The organism is Nocardioides sp. Z21_20, assembly GCF_059766585.1.
The window spans coordinates 64049-80588 of sequence record NZ_JCBAJX010000006.1; the positions used below are offsets into that span (position 1 = coordinate 64049).

Genomic DNA, 16540 nt, shown 5'->3' on the forward strand with positions numbered 1-16540 from the left:
GCCCAGCTCCACGCGCCGACCCGCCGCCCACCACGGGCGGCGGGTCGGCTCGTCTCAGGGGGTGACCACCACGGTGGTGCCGACCGGGGCGAACCTCCACAGCGCGATCGCGTCGCGGGGACGCTGACGGATGCAGCCGTGCGACTGCGGGGTGCCGAGCTGGCGCAGCGTCTGCACGCGGGCCCCCTCGTGCACCGGGATGTCGTGGAACCCGATCGCGGCGTTGTCGCCCTCGGTGAACCGGACGAAGTAGCGCATCGTGCCCGAGTCGTCGATCCCCCACGCGTGCTCCGAGCGCGAGTAGACCTCGAAGGTGCCGGGGTCGAGATTGTCGTAGACGCTGCCCGAGACCAGGTAGGTGCGCTGCACCCGGCCGTCCGCCCCCACCAGCCAGACCCGCTGGCGCGACTCGCTGAAGACCACGCGCCGCCCCTGGCCCGAGCGCTCCGGCAGCGTGACGTCGTGGCGCAGCAGCGCGGTGCCGGAGAACGCGCCCTCCAGGGCTCCCGCCACCACCTCCCGCAGGTCGGCGGTGCGCCCTCCCGCGGCGTCGCTGTCGTCGGCGTCGCTGCCCGCCGCCCGCACGGGCTCCCGGGGGGCCTGGTCGTCGGCGCCCGCGACGCCGGCGGAGACGTCGGCGGCCTGCGAGCTCGTGGAGTAGTCGTCGGTGGGCGAGGGCAGCACGCCGACACCGCCCAGGACCGCGACGCCGGTGATCCCCAAAGCGCAGGCGACCAACGTCAGGCGCCCGTAGCGTGGCCTGGTCCTCGCGCGCCGGTGTCGGGCCAACCTCAGCCCCTCGTCCCGGCCCGCGGCGCAGCGCTTGGCGACCCACCCCGCTTCGCCGGGCCCGCCGCCGGGCGCTTTGCGCGGGCGACCAGCCCGACCGCGACCTCGCGGTAGGCCAGGGCACCCTTGCTGGCGCGGCTGGTGGCCAGGATCGAGCGCCCGGCGGCCGGGGCCTCGGCGAACTTGATCGTCTTGGGGATCGGCGGCCCGATCACCTCGAGGTCGTAGGTCTCGGAGATGGTCTCCAGCACCGTACGGGCGTGGTTGGTGCGCCCGTCGTAGAGCGTGGGCAGGACGCCCCAGACCTCCAGGGCGCGGTTGGTGAAGCGCCGTACGTCGTGGACGGTGTCCAGCAGCTGCCCGACGCCGCGGTGCGACAGGGTCTCGCACTGCAGCGGGACGAGCACGCCTCGAGCGGCCGTCAACGCGGCCACCGTCAGCACCCCCAGGGAGGGCGGGCAGTCCAGCAGCACCCAGTCGTAGCCGGCGTCCGCCTCCTCCAGCGCTTCGAGCACGCCGGCGAGCACGTGCTCGCGTCCGGTCCGGGTGAGCAGGTCCGCCTCCGCCCGGGCCAGCTCGATGGTGGCCGGGAGCAGGTCGACGCCCTCCTCGGTCGTCACGATCACCTCGGTGGGATCGAGCCCCTGGGTGAGCACCTGGTACACCGACAGCTCGAGGTCCTCGGGGTCGATGCCGAGCGAGAAGGTCAGGCAGGCCTGCGGGTCGAGATCCACGAGCAGCACGGAGTGGCCCAGCTCGGCCAGGGCGGCACCGAGCGAGGCGACGGTGGTGGTCTTCGCGACGCCACCCTTCTGGTTGGCGACCGCCAATGTCGTGGTCATCGCGCCCATCATGCCCGACTCGCTTGCCCGCAGGCAGCAGACCCGGTTGGCTCCTCGCATGTCTTTCTCCGCGCGCCGCTCCACGCCGGCCCCGATCCCCGTCGGCACCGCCCTGATCACCGGTCCCACCGCGGGCATCGGCCACGCGTTCGCCCACCAGCTCGCCGCCCGGGGCCACCACCTGGTGCTGGTGGCACGCGACCGGCAGCGTCTGGAGGAGGTGGCCGCCGCGTTGCGCACGTCGTACGGCGTCGAGGTGGAGGTGCTCCCCGCCGACCTCGCCGAGCGCGACCAGCTGGCCCGCGTCGAGGACCGGCTGTGCGACCCGGCGCGACCGGTGGACCTGCTGGTGAACAACGCCGGCTTCGGGCTCAAGGGGCGCTTCGCCGACAACAGCATCACCGACGAGCAGCGCATGCTGGACGTGCTGGTCACCGCGGTGCTGCGACTGAGCCACGCCGCCCTGGGGCCGATGGCCGAGCGGGGCCAGGGGGCCATCGTCAACGTCTCGAGCGTGGCGGCCTTCCTGCCGCGCGGCACCTACAGCGCCGCCAAGGCGTGGGTGAACAGCTTCAGCGCCTGGGCCGCCCACGAGTACCGCACGCAGGGGGTGCGGGTGATGGCGCTGTGCCCCGGCTTCGTGAAGACCGAGTTCCACCAGCGGATGGACGTCTCGCGGGCCTCGGCCCCGTCGATGCTCTGGCTCGACGCCGACGACCTGGTCCGCGAGGCCCTCGCCGACCTGGACCGCGGGGTCGCGATGTCGGTGCCCAGCAAGCGCTACAAGGTGATCGCGGCGGCCGCCCGCGCCGTGCCCGGACCGCTGCTCCAGCGCGCGCAGAGCCTCGGTCGCTCGGGCAGCGCCCGGGAGTAGCCGCTCAGCCCTCGCCCACCACGAACGCGCGCACCGCGTCGGCGACCAGCTGGACCGCGATCGCCGACAGCAGCAGGCCCGCGATCCTGCTCACCAGCAGGACCCCGCTGTCCTTGATCAGGCGCAGGATCGGCAGCGAGAACCGCATCGCCGCCCACAGGCACAGGTGCACGCCGACGACGCCGGCGCTGACTCCCAGCAGGTCGGCCCCGCCGTCGATCTGCTCGACGAACAGCATGGTGGCCACGATCGCCCCCGGTCCGGCCATCATCGGGGTGCCGAGCGGGACGAGCGCGACGTTGGTGCCCGAGGTGGCGGTGGGCTCCTTGTCCTGGTCGCCGGTGAGCAGCTCGAGCGCCACCATGAGCAGCAGCAGCCCGCCGGCGCATTGCAGGGCCGCCAGGGAGATGTGCAGGTAGCTCAGGATCTGCTGGCCGAAGAGGGCGAACGCCACGATCACCGAGAACGAGACCGCGACCGCCTGCCAGGCCGCGCGCCGGGCCGTGTCCACGGCGCGGCCCGAGGTGAGCGACAGGAAGACCGGCACCGTCCCGACCGGGTCCATGATCACGAACAGCGTCACGAAGACCTCGGTGAGCAGGACCAGGTTGACCCACTCGCTCACGGGCCCACCACCCAGCCGCCGCTGCGGCCGGCGCGGGTCGCGGCCGCGCGGGCCAGCTCCAGGAGGCGGGCGTACTCGTCGGGGTGGGTGGTGTTGCAGCCCAGGTCGTGGTCGATCTTGCCGGTGCCGTGGTAGTCGCTGGAGCCGGTCACCAGCAGCCCGAGGTTGCCGGCGATGGCGCGCAGCCGCTCCCGGTCGACCGGGTCGTGGTCCTGGTGGTCGACCTCGATGCCGGACAGCCCGAGGCCCTGCAGCCGGGCCAGCTCCTCCTCGCCCAGGCCGTCGGCACGGTGGCGCCCCCAGGGGTGCGCGATCACGGCGACCCCGCCGGCCTCCACCACCAGGCGCACCATGTCGTCGAGCGCGGCGGCGTAGCGGTCGACGTACGCCGGTCGGCCGGGGTTGAGGAACCTGCGGAAGGCCTCGGTGCGGTCCGGGACCAGGCCGAGGTCGACGAGGGCGTCGGCGATGTGCGGACGGCCCATCGCGGCCGTGGGGCCGGCGAGCCTGGCCACGTGGGCGTACGGCACCTCGATGCCGAGGTCGGCGAGCCTGGCCAGGACCGCGGGGACCCGCTCGTTGCGCCCGTCCAGGACCCGGCCGAGGGCTGCCCCCAGGGGCGGGTAGGTCGGGTCGGGCAGGTAGGCCAGCAGGTGCACGCCACGGCGATGCGGGCCCGCGGCGGTCGTCGTCTCGAGCTGGGTGCTGATCTCCATCCCCGGGACCAGGGTGATGCCGACCTCCTGCGCCGCGTCGGCCGCGGCCGCCCAGCCAGCGGCGGTGTCGTGGTCGGTCAGGGCCAGGACGTCGAGCCCGGCGGCGGCGGCGGCTCGGACCACGTCCGCGGGAGCCTCCGTCCCGTCACTGACCTGCGAGTGGGTGTGGAGGTCGATGCGCACGGCGCTCAGCGTAGTGGGCCGGGAGTTCTAGACCGCTGGTGAGCGTCGAAGGCTGCGGTTTTGCGCGTTGTTGACGTTCGTTTGAGCCCCGCCATCCCTACTTGTGGTGAGACGGAGGGACAGATATGCACGTTGTACACGCGGCCCGCAGGTCCGCCACCACACTTGCGCACTCGCGCCGGACCACCGGCCTTTTCACGATCCTGTTCGTGACCATCGTGTTGGCGCCGCCTCTGGTCGCCACCATGGTCCTGCTGCACGAAGGGGCGCCGTTCGCGTCCGTCCAGGTCATCAGCCGAGCGATCGCGCAGATCGTGCTCGGTGCTGGTGGCGTCACGTTCTACGTCCACTGGCGCCTGTGCGGCAGGGACGTCAGCGGATGGCTCGCCGCGGCGGCCTTCGCGGTCGCCACGTACGGCATCCCCTTCTCGCTGCTCGACGTCGCCGGGGCCCGAACCACGACGTCGCTGGCGCTCCCGGGGATCGCCGAGCTGGTCACCGTGGTGACCACGCTCGGCCTGGTGGTGATGGCGGTGCGCGGCGTCGCGCTCCCGTCGTCGCTGGACCCGGTGGCGCTGGGCATGCTGCTGGGCCTGGGAGCGGTGACGCTGCAGGCCACGCTGCTCACCCTGGAGCTCGGCACCGACCCGTCCACGGCCGCCGCCACGGCCCTGCACCTGGCCACGGCCTGCGCCGGCCTCGCCATCGCCGTCACCCTCGCGGGCCTCTCACAGCTGCCCCGGTGGGCGGGCGCCCAGCTCAGCACCGGCGTGCTCGTCATCGTGCTGACCGATGCGGCGGCACCGAGCCTGGGTGACGCCCCGGCGCTGGGGCTGCCGATCGCCGTGGCCCACATCGGGGGCGCCGCGCTGGTGGCCTGGGTGGCGCTGACGCTGTGCCGCACCGTGCCCGCGCTGAGCATCCTGGGCGCCGTACGGGACACCTCGCCCAGCGACCCGCCGGCGACCGACTGGGCCTCCACCCTGGCCGCGGAGGTGCGCCACTACGAGGAGACCCTGCACGAGCTGCGCTCCACCGTCGCCGGGCTGGCCGCCGCCTCGCGCCTCCTGCACGGCGCCGAGCACGCCGTGCCGGCTCCCGCTCGAGCACGCCTGGAGCGGATGCAGGCCGACGAGCTGGCCCGCCTCGAGCGGCTGCTCGCCGGGGGCGCCGACGAGCCCCTCACGGCGCTCGACCTCGACGACGTGCTGCTGCCCGTGGTCACCTCGGTACGTGCGCGCGGGCACCAGGTGCGGTGCGAGGCGTCCGGCGTACGGGCCCTCGGACGCGCCGATCACGTGGCCGAGGCGGTCCACATCCTGCTGGACAACGCGGCCCGGCACAGCGAGGGCTCCGCGGTCACCCTGGAGGTGACGAGCGCGGGCCCGCACGCCCGGATCACGGTCGCCGACGAGGGACCCGGTGTGCCCGAGGAACTCAGCGGCATCCTCTTCGAGTGGGGCACGCAGCGGCCGGGCTCGCGCGGACGCGGGATCGGTCTGCACATCGCCAGCCGGCTCGTCGGCGAGCTCGGGGGCACGCTGCAGCTCGACCGCAGCGGACGCCCCCGAGGCGCGGCCTTCGTGATCACCCTGGACCTGGCCGAGGAGGACGCGGCATGGCACGCCCACGCGGTCTGACCCGGGTGGTGCTGGTCGAGGACCACCAGCTCTTCGCCGAGTCGCTGGACGTGGCGATGACCATCGAGGGCTACGACGTCCGCCGCATCTCGCCGCCGGAGTCGGTCACGCACGCCAGCACCCTGCTGCCCGCGATCGTGCGCGCCCAGCCCCGGATCGTGCTGCTCGACCTCGACCTGGGGCCGGCCGGCAGCGCCATCCCGCTGATCGAGCCCATCGTGCGCACCGGCGCCGCGGTGGTCGTGGTCACCGCCAGCCACGACAAGATCCGCTGGGGCGAGTGCCTGCGCAACGGCGCCCGCATCGTGCTCAGCAAGACCTCGCCCCTCAACCGGATCCTCGCCACGGTCCGGCTGATCAACGACGGGCGCTCGGTGCTCTCGCACGAGGACCGCGAGGACCTGCTGCGGCTCTACCACAGCGAGCGTCACGAGGTGAAGGAGATCCGCGAGCGGCTCGACTCGCTGACGCGGCGGGAGTCGGAGATCCTCGGTCTGCTGATGGACGGCCTGAACGTGCGCGACATCGCCGTGCGCTCGGTCGTCTCCGAGGCCACCGTGCGCACGCAGGTGAAGTCGATCCTGGCCAAGCTCGGGGTCTCCTCGCAGCTGGCCGCCGTCGGCATCGCCCACCGGGCGGGCTGGCAGGTGCCGGCCTGAGCGCCGGCGGCTGAGATGCCCAGATTGCGGCATGCATCGCGCGAGCACCCTTCCTAGGTTCGTGACAGCGCTTTCCAGCGCAGCACGCACCGGGGAGGGAACAGCCGATGACCGCAGTGGCCAGGCTCGAGCACGCGGAGCAGCGCGAGCCGGCCGGGCGTCGGATCGGCCCTCGCACGAGCCCCTGGCTGGGCCATGCCTGCGACGCGCTGGCCGCGGTCCTGGCGCTCACCGTCGTCCAGGGTGGGACGCCGACGGTCGACCTGCTGCCCGACGCGAGCACGTCGCTGGTCGCCCTCGACGCCCTCTCGGTGGTGGTGCTGCCCGTCCTGTGGACGCTGCTGCTGGTGGTCACCCGCGCCCACGAGTCCCGCGGGACCCGCTTCGACATCGAGGACGTCCGGCGGATCGGCCGAGCCGGGGTGGGCCTGGCCCTGCTGGGCTGGGCCGGGCTCTCGCTGTCCCAGCTGTCCACGCCGCCGATCGACGTCCTCTCCCTGGCGGTGGCCACGACCACGCTGACCGTGCTGATGCGGCTCCTGGTCGTGGGCCGGCTGGGCACCCGGCTGCCGCTTCTCGGCGGTCGGCCCACCCGGGTGGTCCTGGCCGGCCACGAGCGCGACGTCGCCCACGTGCTCGCCGCGCTGCGCCGTACCGCCGACCACTGCTTCGAGGTGGTGGCGGTCTCGGTCCCGTCCATGCCCTCGGGCCCCGCGTCCGCGCTTCTCGCGGACCTGCCCTGCACGGTGGGCGTCGACGCCCTGGGTGACGTGGTCGCCGACCACGACGCCGATGCCGTGATCGCCCTGCCCAGCCCGGAGCTCGACGCGGTCACCCTGCGTCGGATCGGCTGGCAGCTCGAGGGCGAGGGGCGGCAGCTGTTCATCGGCCCCGGCCTGCTCGACGTCGACGCCTCCCGCACCACGCTCGCCCCCGCCGGCGGCATCCCGTTCGTGCACGTGCGCCACGCCGAGCTGCAGGGGGTGCGCCGGGTGACCAAGGGGTGCTCCGACCGGCTCGCCGCGGCCACCGGTCTGGTGCTCACGGCACCGCTGCTGCTCGCCCTCGTGATCGCGGTCAGGTACGACTCGCGCGGCCCCGCCTTCTTCCGCCAGGTGCGCATCGGCCGCGACGGCCGCCCGTTCACCATGCTCAAGCTGCGCACCATGACCACCGACGCCGAGGTCCACCTCACCAGGCTGCGCGAGCGGGACGAGGGCGCCGGCGTGCTGTTCAAGATGCGCGCCGATCCCCGCGTCACCCGGGTGGGCCGGTTCCTGCGCACCTACTCCCTCGACGAGCTGCCCCAGCTGGTCAACGTGGTGCGCGGTGAGATGTCGCTGGTCGGCCCGCGTCCCCCGCTGCCGGCGGAGGTGGCCCGCTATGACGCCGACACCTGCCGGCGACTGGCGGTGAAGCCGGGCCTGACCGGTCTGTGGCAGGTCTCGGGTCGCTCGGACCTGCCGTGGGACGAGTCGGTGCGCCTGGACCTGAAGTACGTCGAGAACTGGTCGCTGGTGATGGACGCCCGGATCGTGTGCCGCACGCTCGGAGCGGTGCTGACCCACCGCGGCGCCTACTGACGCTCTCCCCTCGGGGGCGAGGCCGCCGAGAACCCCTGAATTGGGGATGCCCCGATAGCCCCCGTTGGCAGATCGTGGACTCGTCGGGCCTCGGCTCGGCGCACTGCCCCGGCTCACCAGCCGTGCCGCTCGAAGGCGCGGAGCCCGGCCTGTTCGAGTCCGTTGCGGCGGACCGATCGCGGTCTGGTCACCCCGCCCCGTAGACCCCCCGTCCCGTCCCCCGGCGGGAGGTCGTGGCGGCCGATAGCGGCTGGTGAGCCGGCTGGCATTTCCGGCTCGGGCGAGGGGCGTGGCCCCCTCCTTGGCCGAGGGCTCGCCGATCGATCGGCGACATTCCTTGAGTACGGCGTTACCGTTGTGAACAGCGTTCTAGCCGGCGACGCTTGTGTTGGGTTTGCAAACGTCGGGCCAGCCGAACAGAGCCGGGGGGCAGTCGATGCATCGGGAGCCGTGGATCCGCATCTTCCTGCTCGGCGACTTCATCGTGCTGCGCCGGGACGGCTCGTCGATCGCCGACCACGAGTGGCGCACCGGCAAGAACCGCGACCTGCTGCGACTGCTCGCGCTCCAGAACGGCCACCCGGTCCGGGTGGCGGGCATCATCGACAAGCTCTGGCCGGACGTCACCGAGGACCGCGCCCGCGCCAGCCTGCGGACCGCGATCAGCCATCTGCGCCGGGTGCTGGGCCCGCAGTGCGTGGTCCGCCGTGAGGTGGGCGTGGTGCTCAACCACGCCTGGGTGGACGTGGCCTCCTTCGAGATCTGCGCCGCCCAGGTGCATGCGGCCTGCCGAGACGGGGACTTCCGCACGGCCCTCGAGCTGACCGAGGCGGCCGAGCACCTGTACGCGGGAGAGTTCCGGGCCTCCAACGACGACAGCGGCTGGGCAGTGGCGGTGCGCGCGGTGATCAGCGAGAAGCGGCACAGCCTGCTGGCCGATGCGGCCGAGGCCGCCCTCGAGTTGGGCCGCTATCGCCACGCGCTCGACCACGCCCGTGCCGCGATCAGCCTCGATCCCTCGGCCGAGCGCGCCCAGCGGGCCCTGATGCGCGCGCACGCCGAGCTCGGTGAGATCGGCAGCGCGCTGCGCGTCTTCGAGACCTACCGGGCCAGCCTCGCCGAGGAGCTCGGCATCGACCCGTCGCCGCAGACCCTCGACCTGCACCTGACGCTGCTGCGAGGCGTGGGCTGGGGTACGCCACCCTCCACGCCCCCGCCCGCCGCGCCCGGGCCCGCCGCGGCACGCTCCTCAGAGGCTCGGACGGTGCCCCCCGAAGGGAAGATCGACGAGCGCGGCTCCGAGACCGGACACGTCCCGCAGGAGCCAGTCCTCGGGCAGGAGCAGGGTCGCGGGCGCGGGGCGCACCAGGATCCACAGCCACCGTCCCCCCGCCTCCCCGGCGAGGACGGCGCGGTCGACCTCCCCCGCCCCGGCGACCGTGGCCACCCACCACAGGGGGACGGCCTGTGAGCCGATCCGGACCCGGGTGACCGGTGCCCCCTGGCCGAACTCGGGTCCCGGGTCGTCGCCGGGCCGTCCGGCCAGGCGGGCGCCCAGCCCCACCCCGACCTCCTCGGCCACCACGCAGACGTCCACCGGGCCGTCCGCCGCGCTGGTTCCCGAGCAGCAGGCCATGGTGGCCAGGGGCTGGCCAGGCGACTGCCAGACCACCCCGAAGTCGGCGATGGACCACCCCGAGAGCAGCGGCCACGACAGATAGGTCGGGAAGCCGTCCGCCAGACGCAGGTGTGCGGTGAACGCATCGTAGGAGACCTCGCGCGGGCGCCACAGCGGCGCGACCCTCCCGTGCTCGGGACACGACCACACGTCGTCGCGCTCGATCACCGGCGAGACACATCTAGGACACGCGGCTGTGAGCGGCATGGCCCCACCGTGCGCGGGGGCCGGGGATGCGTCAAGGGCGGAAAGTCCCCCGCCGAGACCCGGGTGCTGACACGATGCCAGCGTGCGCGACGAGCCGGATCCCACCACCCGCCTGGGCAGAGCCCGACTGGCCGCTGCAGCCGCCTTCTTCACCCAGGGGCTGGTGTTCATCAGCCTCACCACCCGGCTTCCCGAGGTGAAGGACACCTGGTCGGTCGATGAGACCGACCTGTCCCTGCTCCTGCTGATGATGGTGCTGCTCGCCGGCGCCGGCTCCGTGGCAAGCGAGCGCCTCTCGTCGCGGCGCCCGAGCGCCTGGGTGCTGCGGGCCGGCCTGCTGCTGATGGCGGTGGCCGTCCCGGTGCTGGCGCTCGCGCCGGCCTTCGGGGTCTTCGTCGCCGGGCTCGCGGCGTACGGCGTGGCGCTGGGGATGGTCGACGCGTGCGGCAACATGCAGGCGGTCGCGATCGAGCGTCTGGCCGCTCGCCCGCTGCTGCCGTCCTTCCACGGCGCCTGGACCTGGGGCGGCGTGGTCGGCGCGGCCGGCACCCTGGCGTCCGGGGACGCCGGGCTGAGGGTGGTCGCGGTGCTGGCGGTGGTGCCCCTGCTGGTGTCCCTGGGGCCCCTGCTCCCGCGCGTCGGCGATCCCTCGGGACCGGCGGTGGCCCTCCCCTGGCGTCCCGTCCTGCTGGTGGGCGTCGCGCTGGTGCTCTTCTACATGGTCGACACCGCGGCCGCGACCTGGGGCCCGACCCATCTGGAGGAGACCTTCGGTGCGCCGCAGCGCTGGGTGGCGATGGCGACCCTGCCCTACCTGGTGGCCACCGGGCTGATGCGGACGGCCGGGGACGGCCTCGTCGCCCGGCACGGGCCGGTGCGGGTGCTGCGGGCCGGCGCGCTGGGGGCGGCCGGCTCCCTGGCGCTGGTGGTCCTGGCCCCCACCTGGCAGGTCGCCGTGGTCGGCTTCACGCTGCTGGGACTCGGTGTCGCGGTGATCGCGCCGCTGTCGTTCTCGGCCGCGGCCGCGATCGCCGACGACGCCGCGCTTGCGCCCGTGCAGCGCCAGGCCCGCGTCGACGCGGTCATCGCCCGCTTCAACCAGTTCAACTACGCCGGCGCCCTGCTCGGCTCGGTGCTGATCGGCCTGGTCGGCTCCGGCTCGCTGCGCGTCGGCTTCGCCGTACCGATGGTGCTGGTGCTGGGCATCGTGCCGCTGGCGCGGGCGTTCGCGCCGGCCGCGCTTTCACGAGTTACCTCGTGAAACCCGCACTTCCCACACGTCGGAACGCGTGGGAAGTGCGGGAACCACGAGTTACCTCGTGAATCCTCGGGTGATCACTCCCCCCGCGGGCCGGACCAGTTCTTGTCCGGCTGCGGGACCGGACGGCCGGGCTGCTCGCCGCCGCGGGCGGTGAGGTAGCTGTCCTTGGGGACCATCACCTTGCGGCGGAAGATGCAGACGATCTTGCCGTCCTGGTTGTAGCCGATGGTCTCCACGTGTACGACGCCGCGGTCGTCCTTGGACTTCGACTCCCACTTGTCCAGCACGGTCGTCTCGCCGTAGAGGGTGTCGCCGTGGAACGTCGGGGCGACGTGGCGCAGCGACTCGATCTCGAGGTTGGCGATCGCCTTGCCGGAGATGTCCGGGACGCTCATGCCGAGCAGGATCGAGTACACGTAGTTGCCCACCACGACGTTCTTGGCGAACTGCGTGGTCTCCTCGGCGTAGTTCGCGTCGAGGTGCAGCGGGTGGTGGTTCATGGTCAGGAGGCAGAACATGTGGTCGTCGAACTCGGTGACCGTCTTGCCGGGCCAGTGCTTGTAGGTCGCTCCGACCTCGAACTCCTCGTAGCTGCGGCCGAACTGCACGACGTGCTCCTCCTGGTCGACTCCAGCCCGCCTCCCGGGCTGGGCCCATCGTGCCGAAAGATCCGGCCCAGGGGGAGGCGCAACGCCCGTGCGCTACGTCACGCTCGGCTCAGGAGCCTCCGCCACCCGCCTTGCGGCGGTGCATCTTGGGCGCACCCCCCACGACCTCCGAGCCGTGGGCCTTCTCCGGGGGGCCGGCCGCGTGGTCCACGCCGCGGTCGTTGCTCTGCTTGCGGGCGAGCGCCGCGCGCATCTTGGCCTTCAGGTCCTCGCGGGGACCATCGCTGTTCGGCACCGGGTGCTCCTCTGCTCGGGCGGATCCCCAGCATGGCACCGATGCGCACTGGGCGGCACCGGATAAAGACCCGGTGCCGCCCAGTGCGTGGATCGAGCGATCAGTTGATCTCGAAGACGCCCGGGGCGCCGTCGGTCTCCCCGCGCTTGGCGGTCAGGCCGGGATCCGTCATCCGCGCCGAGGCGGACGGCGAGGCGTAGAGGTTGTTGACCAGCCGGGTGTACTGGGCGACCATCCCGGGCCGGTTGAGCATCCGGACCCAGACCTCGTCCGACTTCTGGGCCCGCTTGCTCCAGTTCGGCGAGCCGGTGAAGAACACCGACGCCGAGGTGTCACCGTCGTAGACGCCGCTGATCGCCAGCGCCTTGAGGTGCAGGTAGCGCTCCGGCACGCCGTCGCCGTTGTTGTCCACGCTGATGTTGCGGATCGGGACCGGGCCGCGGCCCGTGTTCGCCTTCAGCGTCCGGTTCACGCCGCCACCGGCGAGGGTGGTCACGATCTTGACGTCGCAGCCGCGATCCCACAGCGTGCGCACCCGGTTGGCGATCGCACCGCCGTAGGCGTCGAACCAGCCGGCGATCGCGATCCGGATCCGGGTGCGGCCCCCGTTGCCGGTGTTGCCGGTGGCGCCGGTGCACTGCACCCGGCGCAGCTCCTCGAGCACCGGGTTCCGCTCGCCCGCCGGGAACAGCGTGACCCGGGTGTTGCCGAACGAGCGCACGTCGTAGGGGTTCGCCACCGCACGGTCGCGGGAGTGCTCGTTGAACGTCTTGACGAAGTAGTTGTAGAGGGCCTGCTTGCGCACCGTCACCAGGTCGTTCCACTGGCGGTTGCCGGCCGGCGTCGCGAGGTTGGACGAGCCGTACATGGACGTGTAGCGCGCGTTGTTGACCCGGCTGAAGAGGTAGACCTTCGAGTGGCTGATCGGCCCGCTGCTGCGGCAGGCCCCGCGGCACTTCTTGGCGAAGCTGGTGTCGGTCCGGTTGCGGTCGAGCGCCGTCTTCAACCGGGTCCAGTTCGGGTTGTCGACGACGCCGGAGACCACGACCTGGACCGTGACCCCACGACGACGAGCCTTGATCAGGGCGTTGACGACCGGACGGTCGTCGAGGTTCCAGGTGAGGATGCGGATGGACTCCCCGCGCGGCGTCAGGTTGATCGCCTTGATCACCCGAGCCAGGATCACCCGCCGGCTGGCGTTGGTCGGGTCGTTGAGCAGCACGCCGGTGGGCGGGGCCCAGCGCCCAGCCTTGGCGGCGGCGGCGGCCTTCGCGGGGCTCGCCGCCTTCGTGGTGCTGGCGGTGCTCGTCTGCGGCTGGGCTGCGGCCCCGCTGAAAGTGAGCGGCAGCAGCGCGGCGAGGACCGCGAGCAGCGTGACGCGAACGGCGCCTCGAGTCAGGTGTGCAGAGCGCACGGTGGAACTCCTACGTTGCTGGGGGGCGTCGACCAAAAGATGACTCTAACCCAGGCCACGCGCTGGTTCGGATTCTTTGGGAGACCGGCCGCGGGGCCGAGCCGGGCGCCGTACGACGCCCGGCCGGCCTCAGCCGTTGGGTGCGGTGAGCCGCGCCTGGAGCACGGCGTGGTCGGTGATCCTGCGCACCAGCGGATCGGTGAGGAACCCCGCGCTGCGCCGGGTGAGCTCGGGCGAGGCGAAGATCCAGTCCAGGCGCATCTGACGCGGAGGCGTGCAGACCTTGGCCGTGCGCGAGCCCCCCGTGACCGCCCGCAGATCCGTCTGCCCGGTCACCTTGCAGAAGACCGTCTTGCGCTCGTTCATGTCACCGGCGAAGACCACCGGGACCTGGTTGCGCCGCTGCTCCTTGATCTTGGCGATCTCGATGCGTAGCGCCTGGTTGCGCTCGCGCTGGCGCTGCGGGGTGTTGCGCGCGGAGTTGTGCACGTTGAGCACCCAGACGTCGCGTCCGGTGGCGATGTTCCTCAGCCGGACCATCGGGTTGGGCCGGGTGGTGCCGTTCATCGGGATCGTCACGTCGACCGCCTCGACCAGTCGCCACTGGGACTTGTTCCACATCACGCTCTGCCACACGACGCGGGGGCGGTTGGTGTTGGCGGGGTAGAAGTCGAAGGTCTCCCCCACCGAGCGCTTCAGGTCGCGGTACTGGTCGACCTGGAGCTCCTGGAGCGCGACGACTCCGGCGTTCAGGCCCTGCAGGAGGTTCGTGGACCACTCCGAGCGGATCCGGCCGGGCGCGTAGTTCCGAGCGCCTCCGCCCGGCTCGGTGTGCTGGCTGCCCAGCACGTTGAAGGACACCATCGTGAACTCGGGCACGGCGCGCACCCGGGGACTCGGCGCAGGCGCGGCGCGCACCCCCGGCGGCGTGGCGCGATCGGCGCGAGCGGCCCCGCCGCGCGCGAGCTGGCCCCGCTCGTTGTTGCCCCAGCACTGGAGGGTGTCGTCGAGAGCCAGCGCGCAGGTGTGCATCCATCCGGTGTCGATGCCCATCCACCGTCGGTTCCCGGCCACCTCCACCGGCCGGAGCGTGGTGCGCTCGGTGCCGTCGCCGAGCTGGCCGTAGCGGTTGCCGCCCCAGCACCAGGCGGCGCCGTCGAGGTCCACCGCGCAGGCGTGGGCGTCGCCGAGGGAGACCGTCGACCAGCGACGCCCCACCGACAGCGCCACCGGCGCGGTCCGGTTGGTGCGGCTCCCGTCGCCGAGCTGCCCCTGGTCGTTGAGGCCCCAGCACTGGATCTGCGAGTCCTGGGTCCGACCGCAGGTGGACGACCAGGTCGCGTCGAGCGAGGACCAGACGGCCGAGGAGCGCACGCGCGCCGGGCTCAGCTGGGCCGCGGTGCTGCCGACGCCGAGCTGACCGAGGTCGTTGCGCCCCCAGCAGGATGCGGACCCGTCCCGGCGTACGCCGCAGGTGTGCCAGCCGCCGACCGTGACGTCGGTCCAGTCCTGGAGCGTGCCGACCCGCGTGGGCGTGGTGCGCTGCGCACGGCTGCCGATGCCGAGCTGGCCGTCGGAGTTCTCACCCCAGCACCACAGCGCACCGGCGCCGCTGAGGGCGCAGGTGTGCATCCAGCCGGCCGCCACCTGGGTCCAGTCGGTGCTGGTGCCGACCTGGGTGGGAGTCAGCCGGAAGGCCCCGCCGTTGCCGAGCTGGCCGCGGTTGTTCATCCCCCAGCAGAACAGCGCCCCGGTGACCTTGATGCCGCAGGTGGTGGCCCCGCTGGTGCTGACCGAGCGCCACTCCCCGGTGGCTCCGACCTGGACCGGCTCGAGCCGGTCGGTCTTGGTGCCGTCCCCGATCTGTCCGGCGGCGTTGCTGCCCACGCAGAACGCGGTGCCCTCCTTGTTCACCTGGCACGAGGTCTGTCCCCCGGCGTCGACCTGGGAGGTGGCCCCGGTGTCGGCGGACACGATCGTCACCGTGCCGGTGACCGGCGCGGTGCCGGGGCGGGTGTTGCGCACCCGGAACGTCACGTCCCAGCTGCCGGCGGCGCCCACCGCCCCGGAGAGCACGCCGGCCGAGCTCAGCGTCACCCCGTCCGGCAGCCCCTGCACCTGGTCGAAGACCGTGCTGGCGGCGTACGACGAGCCCACCCGGACCGCGACCGACTGGGAGAAGGCGATGCCGGGCCGGGTGATCACGCTCTGCCCGGCGCTCACGCGCGGCCAGGCCGCGGCCCGCTGCCAGAGCAGGTCCGCGCCGCGCTGGAGGATCGCCCGGCTCGGCGCCGCGTCGTAGGACCGGTGCGCGGCGAGCGCCTTGCGGACCGGGACCTTGCCGAGGTCGCAGACCAGGTCGTGGCGCGAGCAGACCGAGATCACGCGCAGGTCGTGGGCCGGCGTCGGGACGTCGGCCACCGCCTTGGTGCGCTGGTTGAGCACCCCGCGTCCCGCGGCGAGCGCGGCGCGCCGGCCGATCACCGTGGCGCGGGTCGAGGCGCGGCGGTCGCCGTCGCTGACCAGCACCGCGCCGACCAGCAGCTCCTTGAGGGCAGCCACGTCGCCGTCGCGCGCCAGCACCCGGTGCACGACGCTGGCGCCCTGCGCCTGCCCGACCAGGGCGATCGACTGCTGGGGACAGGTGGCCGCGGCGCTGCGCAGCTCGCTGAGGACCGAGCCCACCGCCGCGTCGACCCCGGTGGCCCAGGCGCGAGCACGCGCCCGGGTGACCGCACGGGCGGCGTTCTTGGCCCGGGCCGGAGCCAGCGCGGTGGCCGGCTTGAAGCGCACCCCGAGGTGCCGCACGGAGACGCGCGAGCCGTTCTGCTCGGCCAGCGAGGCGAACGCGCCGGTCACGGTGTTGAGCGCCGGGGCGAGCGAGGCACTGCCCCGCCACCCCGGCGCGCCGCGGCCGACACCGACCACCAGGACGTCGCTGCACGCCACCACCGCCCGGGCCGCCGGCGCGACCGACCTGGCCGTCGCGGCCGACGCGGGACTGGCCGCGGCTCCCCCGACGGCCAGCATCGGCACCACCAGGGCGAGCACGGCCATCAGGGCTGCGGCGTGTCCCGCGCGGATTCTCAGCATCACGGACACGAGGGTAACCGTGGGACTGATGTGGTGTCAGTAATCAGTTGTGACGATAAGAAGCCGTCCGACA

General features: G+C 73.1%; 14 protein-coding genes and 1 pseudogene. 6 read left to right on the forward strand and 9 right to left on the reverse strand.

Annotated features, from left to right (window positions below; all coding sequences use genetic code 11):
* Positions 1–54 precede the first annotated feature (54 nt).
* Positions 55–738, reverse strand: coding sequence for a L,D-transpeptidase (locus AC6EH9_RS11530; protein WP_498423247.1), 684 nt, complete (start codon positions 736–738; stop codon positions 55–57).
* A gap of 53 nt (positions 739–791) precedes the next feature.
* Complete coding sequence (locus tag AC6EH9_RS11535) at positions 792–1631, reverse strand: ParA family protein (RefSeq protein ID WP_498423248.1); 840 nt, start codon at positions 1629–1631, stop codon at positions 792–794.
* 58 nt (positions 1632–1689) lie between these two features.
* On the opposite strand from AC6EH9_RS11535, the gene AC6EH9_RS11540 reads away from it, so the two are divergent.
* The gene (locus AC6EH9_RS11540; RefSeq protein ID WP_498423250.1) at positions 1690–2505 is read left to right on the forward strand and encodes an SDR family NAD(P)-dependent oxidoreductase; all 816 of its coding nucleotides are present in this window, start codon (positions 1690–1692) and stop codon (positions 2503–2505) included.
* 4 nt (positions 2506–2509) lie between these two features.
* Here the strand turns inward: AC6EH9_RS11540 and AC6EH9_RS11545 are convergent, their stop codons facing one another.
* Together AC6EH9_RS11545 and AC6EH9_RS11550 are read right to left on the reverse strand one after the other, a co-directional pair.
* Positions 2510–3130 (reverse strand): MarC family protein, encoded by a 621-nt coding sequence (locus AC6EH9_RS11545; RefSeq protein ID WP_498423252.1) that lies wholly within the window; start codon positions 3128–3130, stop codon positions 2510–2512.
* Entirely contained in the window at positions 3127–4029 is a 903-nt protein-coding gene (locus AC6EH9_RS11550) for a PHP domain-containing protein (RefSeq protein WP_498423254.1), read from the reverse strand. Before AC6EH9_RS11550 ends, AC6EH9_RS11545 begins: the two co-directional genes overlap by 4 nt.
* 209 nt (positions 4030–4238) lie before the next feature.
* Between AC6EH9_RS11550 and AC6EH9_RS11555 the strand changes: the two genes are divergently transcribed.
* The 4 genes and pseudogenes from AC6EH9_RS11555 to AC6EH9_RS11570 all read left to right on the forward strand — a co-directional run.
* Entirely contained in the window at positions 4239–5669 is a 1431-nt protein-coding gene (locus AC6EH9_RS11555; protein ID WP_498423256.1) for a sensor histidine kinase, read from the forward strand.
* On the forward strand, positions 5648–6328 hold the full coding sequence (locus AC6EH9_RS11560) for a LuxR C-terminal-related transcriptional regulator (protein ID WP_498423258.1): 681 nt from the start codon (positions 5648–5650) through the stop codon (positions 6326–6328). Before AC6EH9_RS11555 ends, AC6EH9_RS11560 begins: the two co-directional genes overlap by 22 nt.
* Positions 6329–6435: 107 nt before the next feature.
* Entirely contained in the window at positions 6436–7911 is a 1476-nt protein-coding gene (locus AC6EH9_RS11565; RefSeq protein WP_498423260.1) for a sugar transferase, read from the forward strand.
* A 436-nt stretch (positions 7912–8347) separates the two neighbouring features.
* Positions 8348–9076: pseudogene (locus tag AC6EH9_RS11570) on the forward strand (AfsR/SARP family transcriptional regulator); the annotation flags it as partial.
* An 84-nt stretch (positions 9077–9160) separates the two neighbouring features.
* Here the strand turns inward: AC6EH9_RS11570 and AC6EH9_RS11575 are convergent.
* The gene (locus tag AC6EH9_RS11575) at positions 9161–9967 is read right to left on the reverse strand and encodes a DUF6758 family protein (protein ID WP_498423262.1); all 807 of its coding nucleotides are present in this window, start codon (positions 9965–9967) and stop codon (positions 9161–9163) included.
* Between AC6EH9_RS11575 and AC6EH9_RS11580 the strand changes: the two genes are divergently transcribed.
* The gene (locus tag AC6EH9_RS11580) at positions 9879–11057 is read left to right on the forward strand and encodes an MFS transporter (protein ID WP_498423264.1); all 1179 of its coding nucleotides are present in this window, start codon (positions 9879–9881) and stop codon (positions 11055–11057) included. The two genes, AC6EH9_RS11575 and AC6EH9_RS11580, sit on opposite strands and share 89 nt — an antisense overlap.
* 74 nt (positions 11058–11131) lie before the next feature.
* Here AC6EH9_RS11580 and AC6EH9_RS11585 read toward each other — a convergent pair whose 3' ends face one another.
* The 4 genes from AC6EH9_RS11585 to AC6EH9_RS11600 form a co-directional block, all read right to left on the reverse strand.
* Entirely contained in the window at positions 11132–11665 is a 534-nt protein-coding gene (locus AC6EH9_RS11585; RefSeq protein WP_498423265.1) for a MaoC family dehydratase, read from the reverse strand.
* Positions 11666–11774: 109 nt separating this feature from the next.
* Positions 11775–11960: a DUF5302 family protein gene (locus AC6EH9_RS11590; RefSeq protein ID WP_498423267.1), complete on the reverse strand. Its 186-nt coding sequence runs from the start codon at positions 11958–11960 to the stop codon at positions 11775–11777.
* Positions 11961–12060: 100 nt separating this feature from the next.
* On the reverse strand, positions 12061–13374 hold the full coding sequence (locus AC6EH9_RS11595; protein ID WP_498423270.1) for a phospholipase D-like domain-containing protein: 1314 nt from the start codon (positions 13372–13374) through the stop codon (positions 12061–12063).
* Positions 13375–13503: 129 nt separating this feature from the next.
* Complete coding sequence (locus AC6EH9_RS11600) at positions 13504–16467, reverse strand: RCC1 domain-containing protein (protein WP_498423521.1); 2964 nt, start codon at positions 16465–16467, stop codon at positions 13504–13506.
* Positions 16468–16540: the final 73 nt, after the last annotated feature.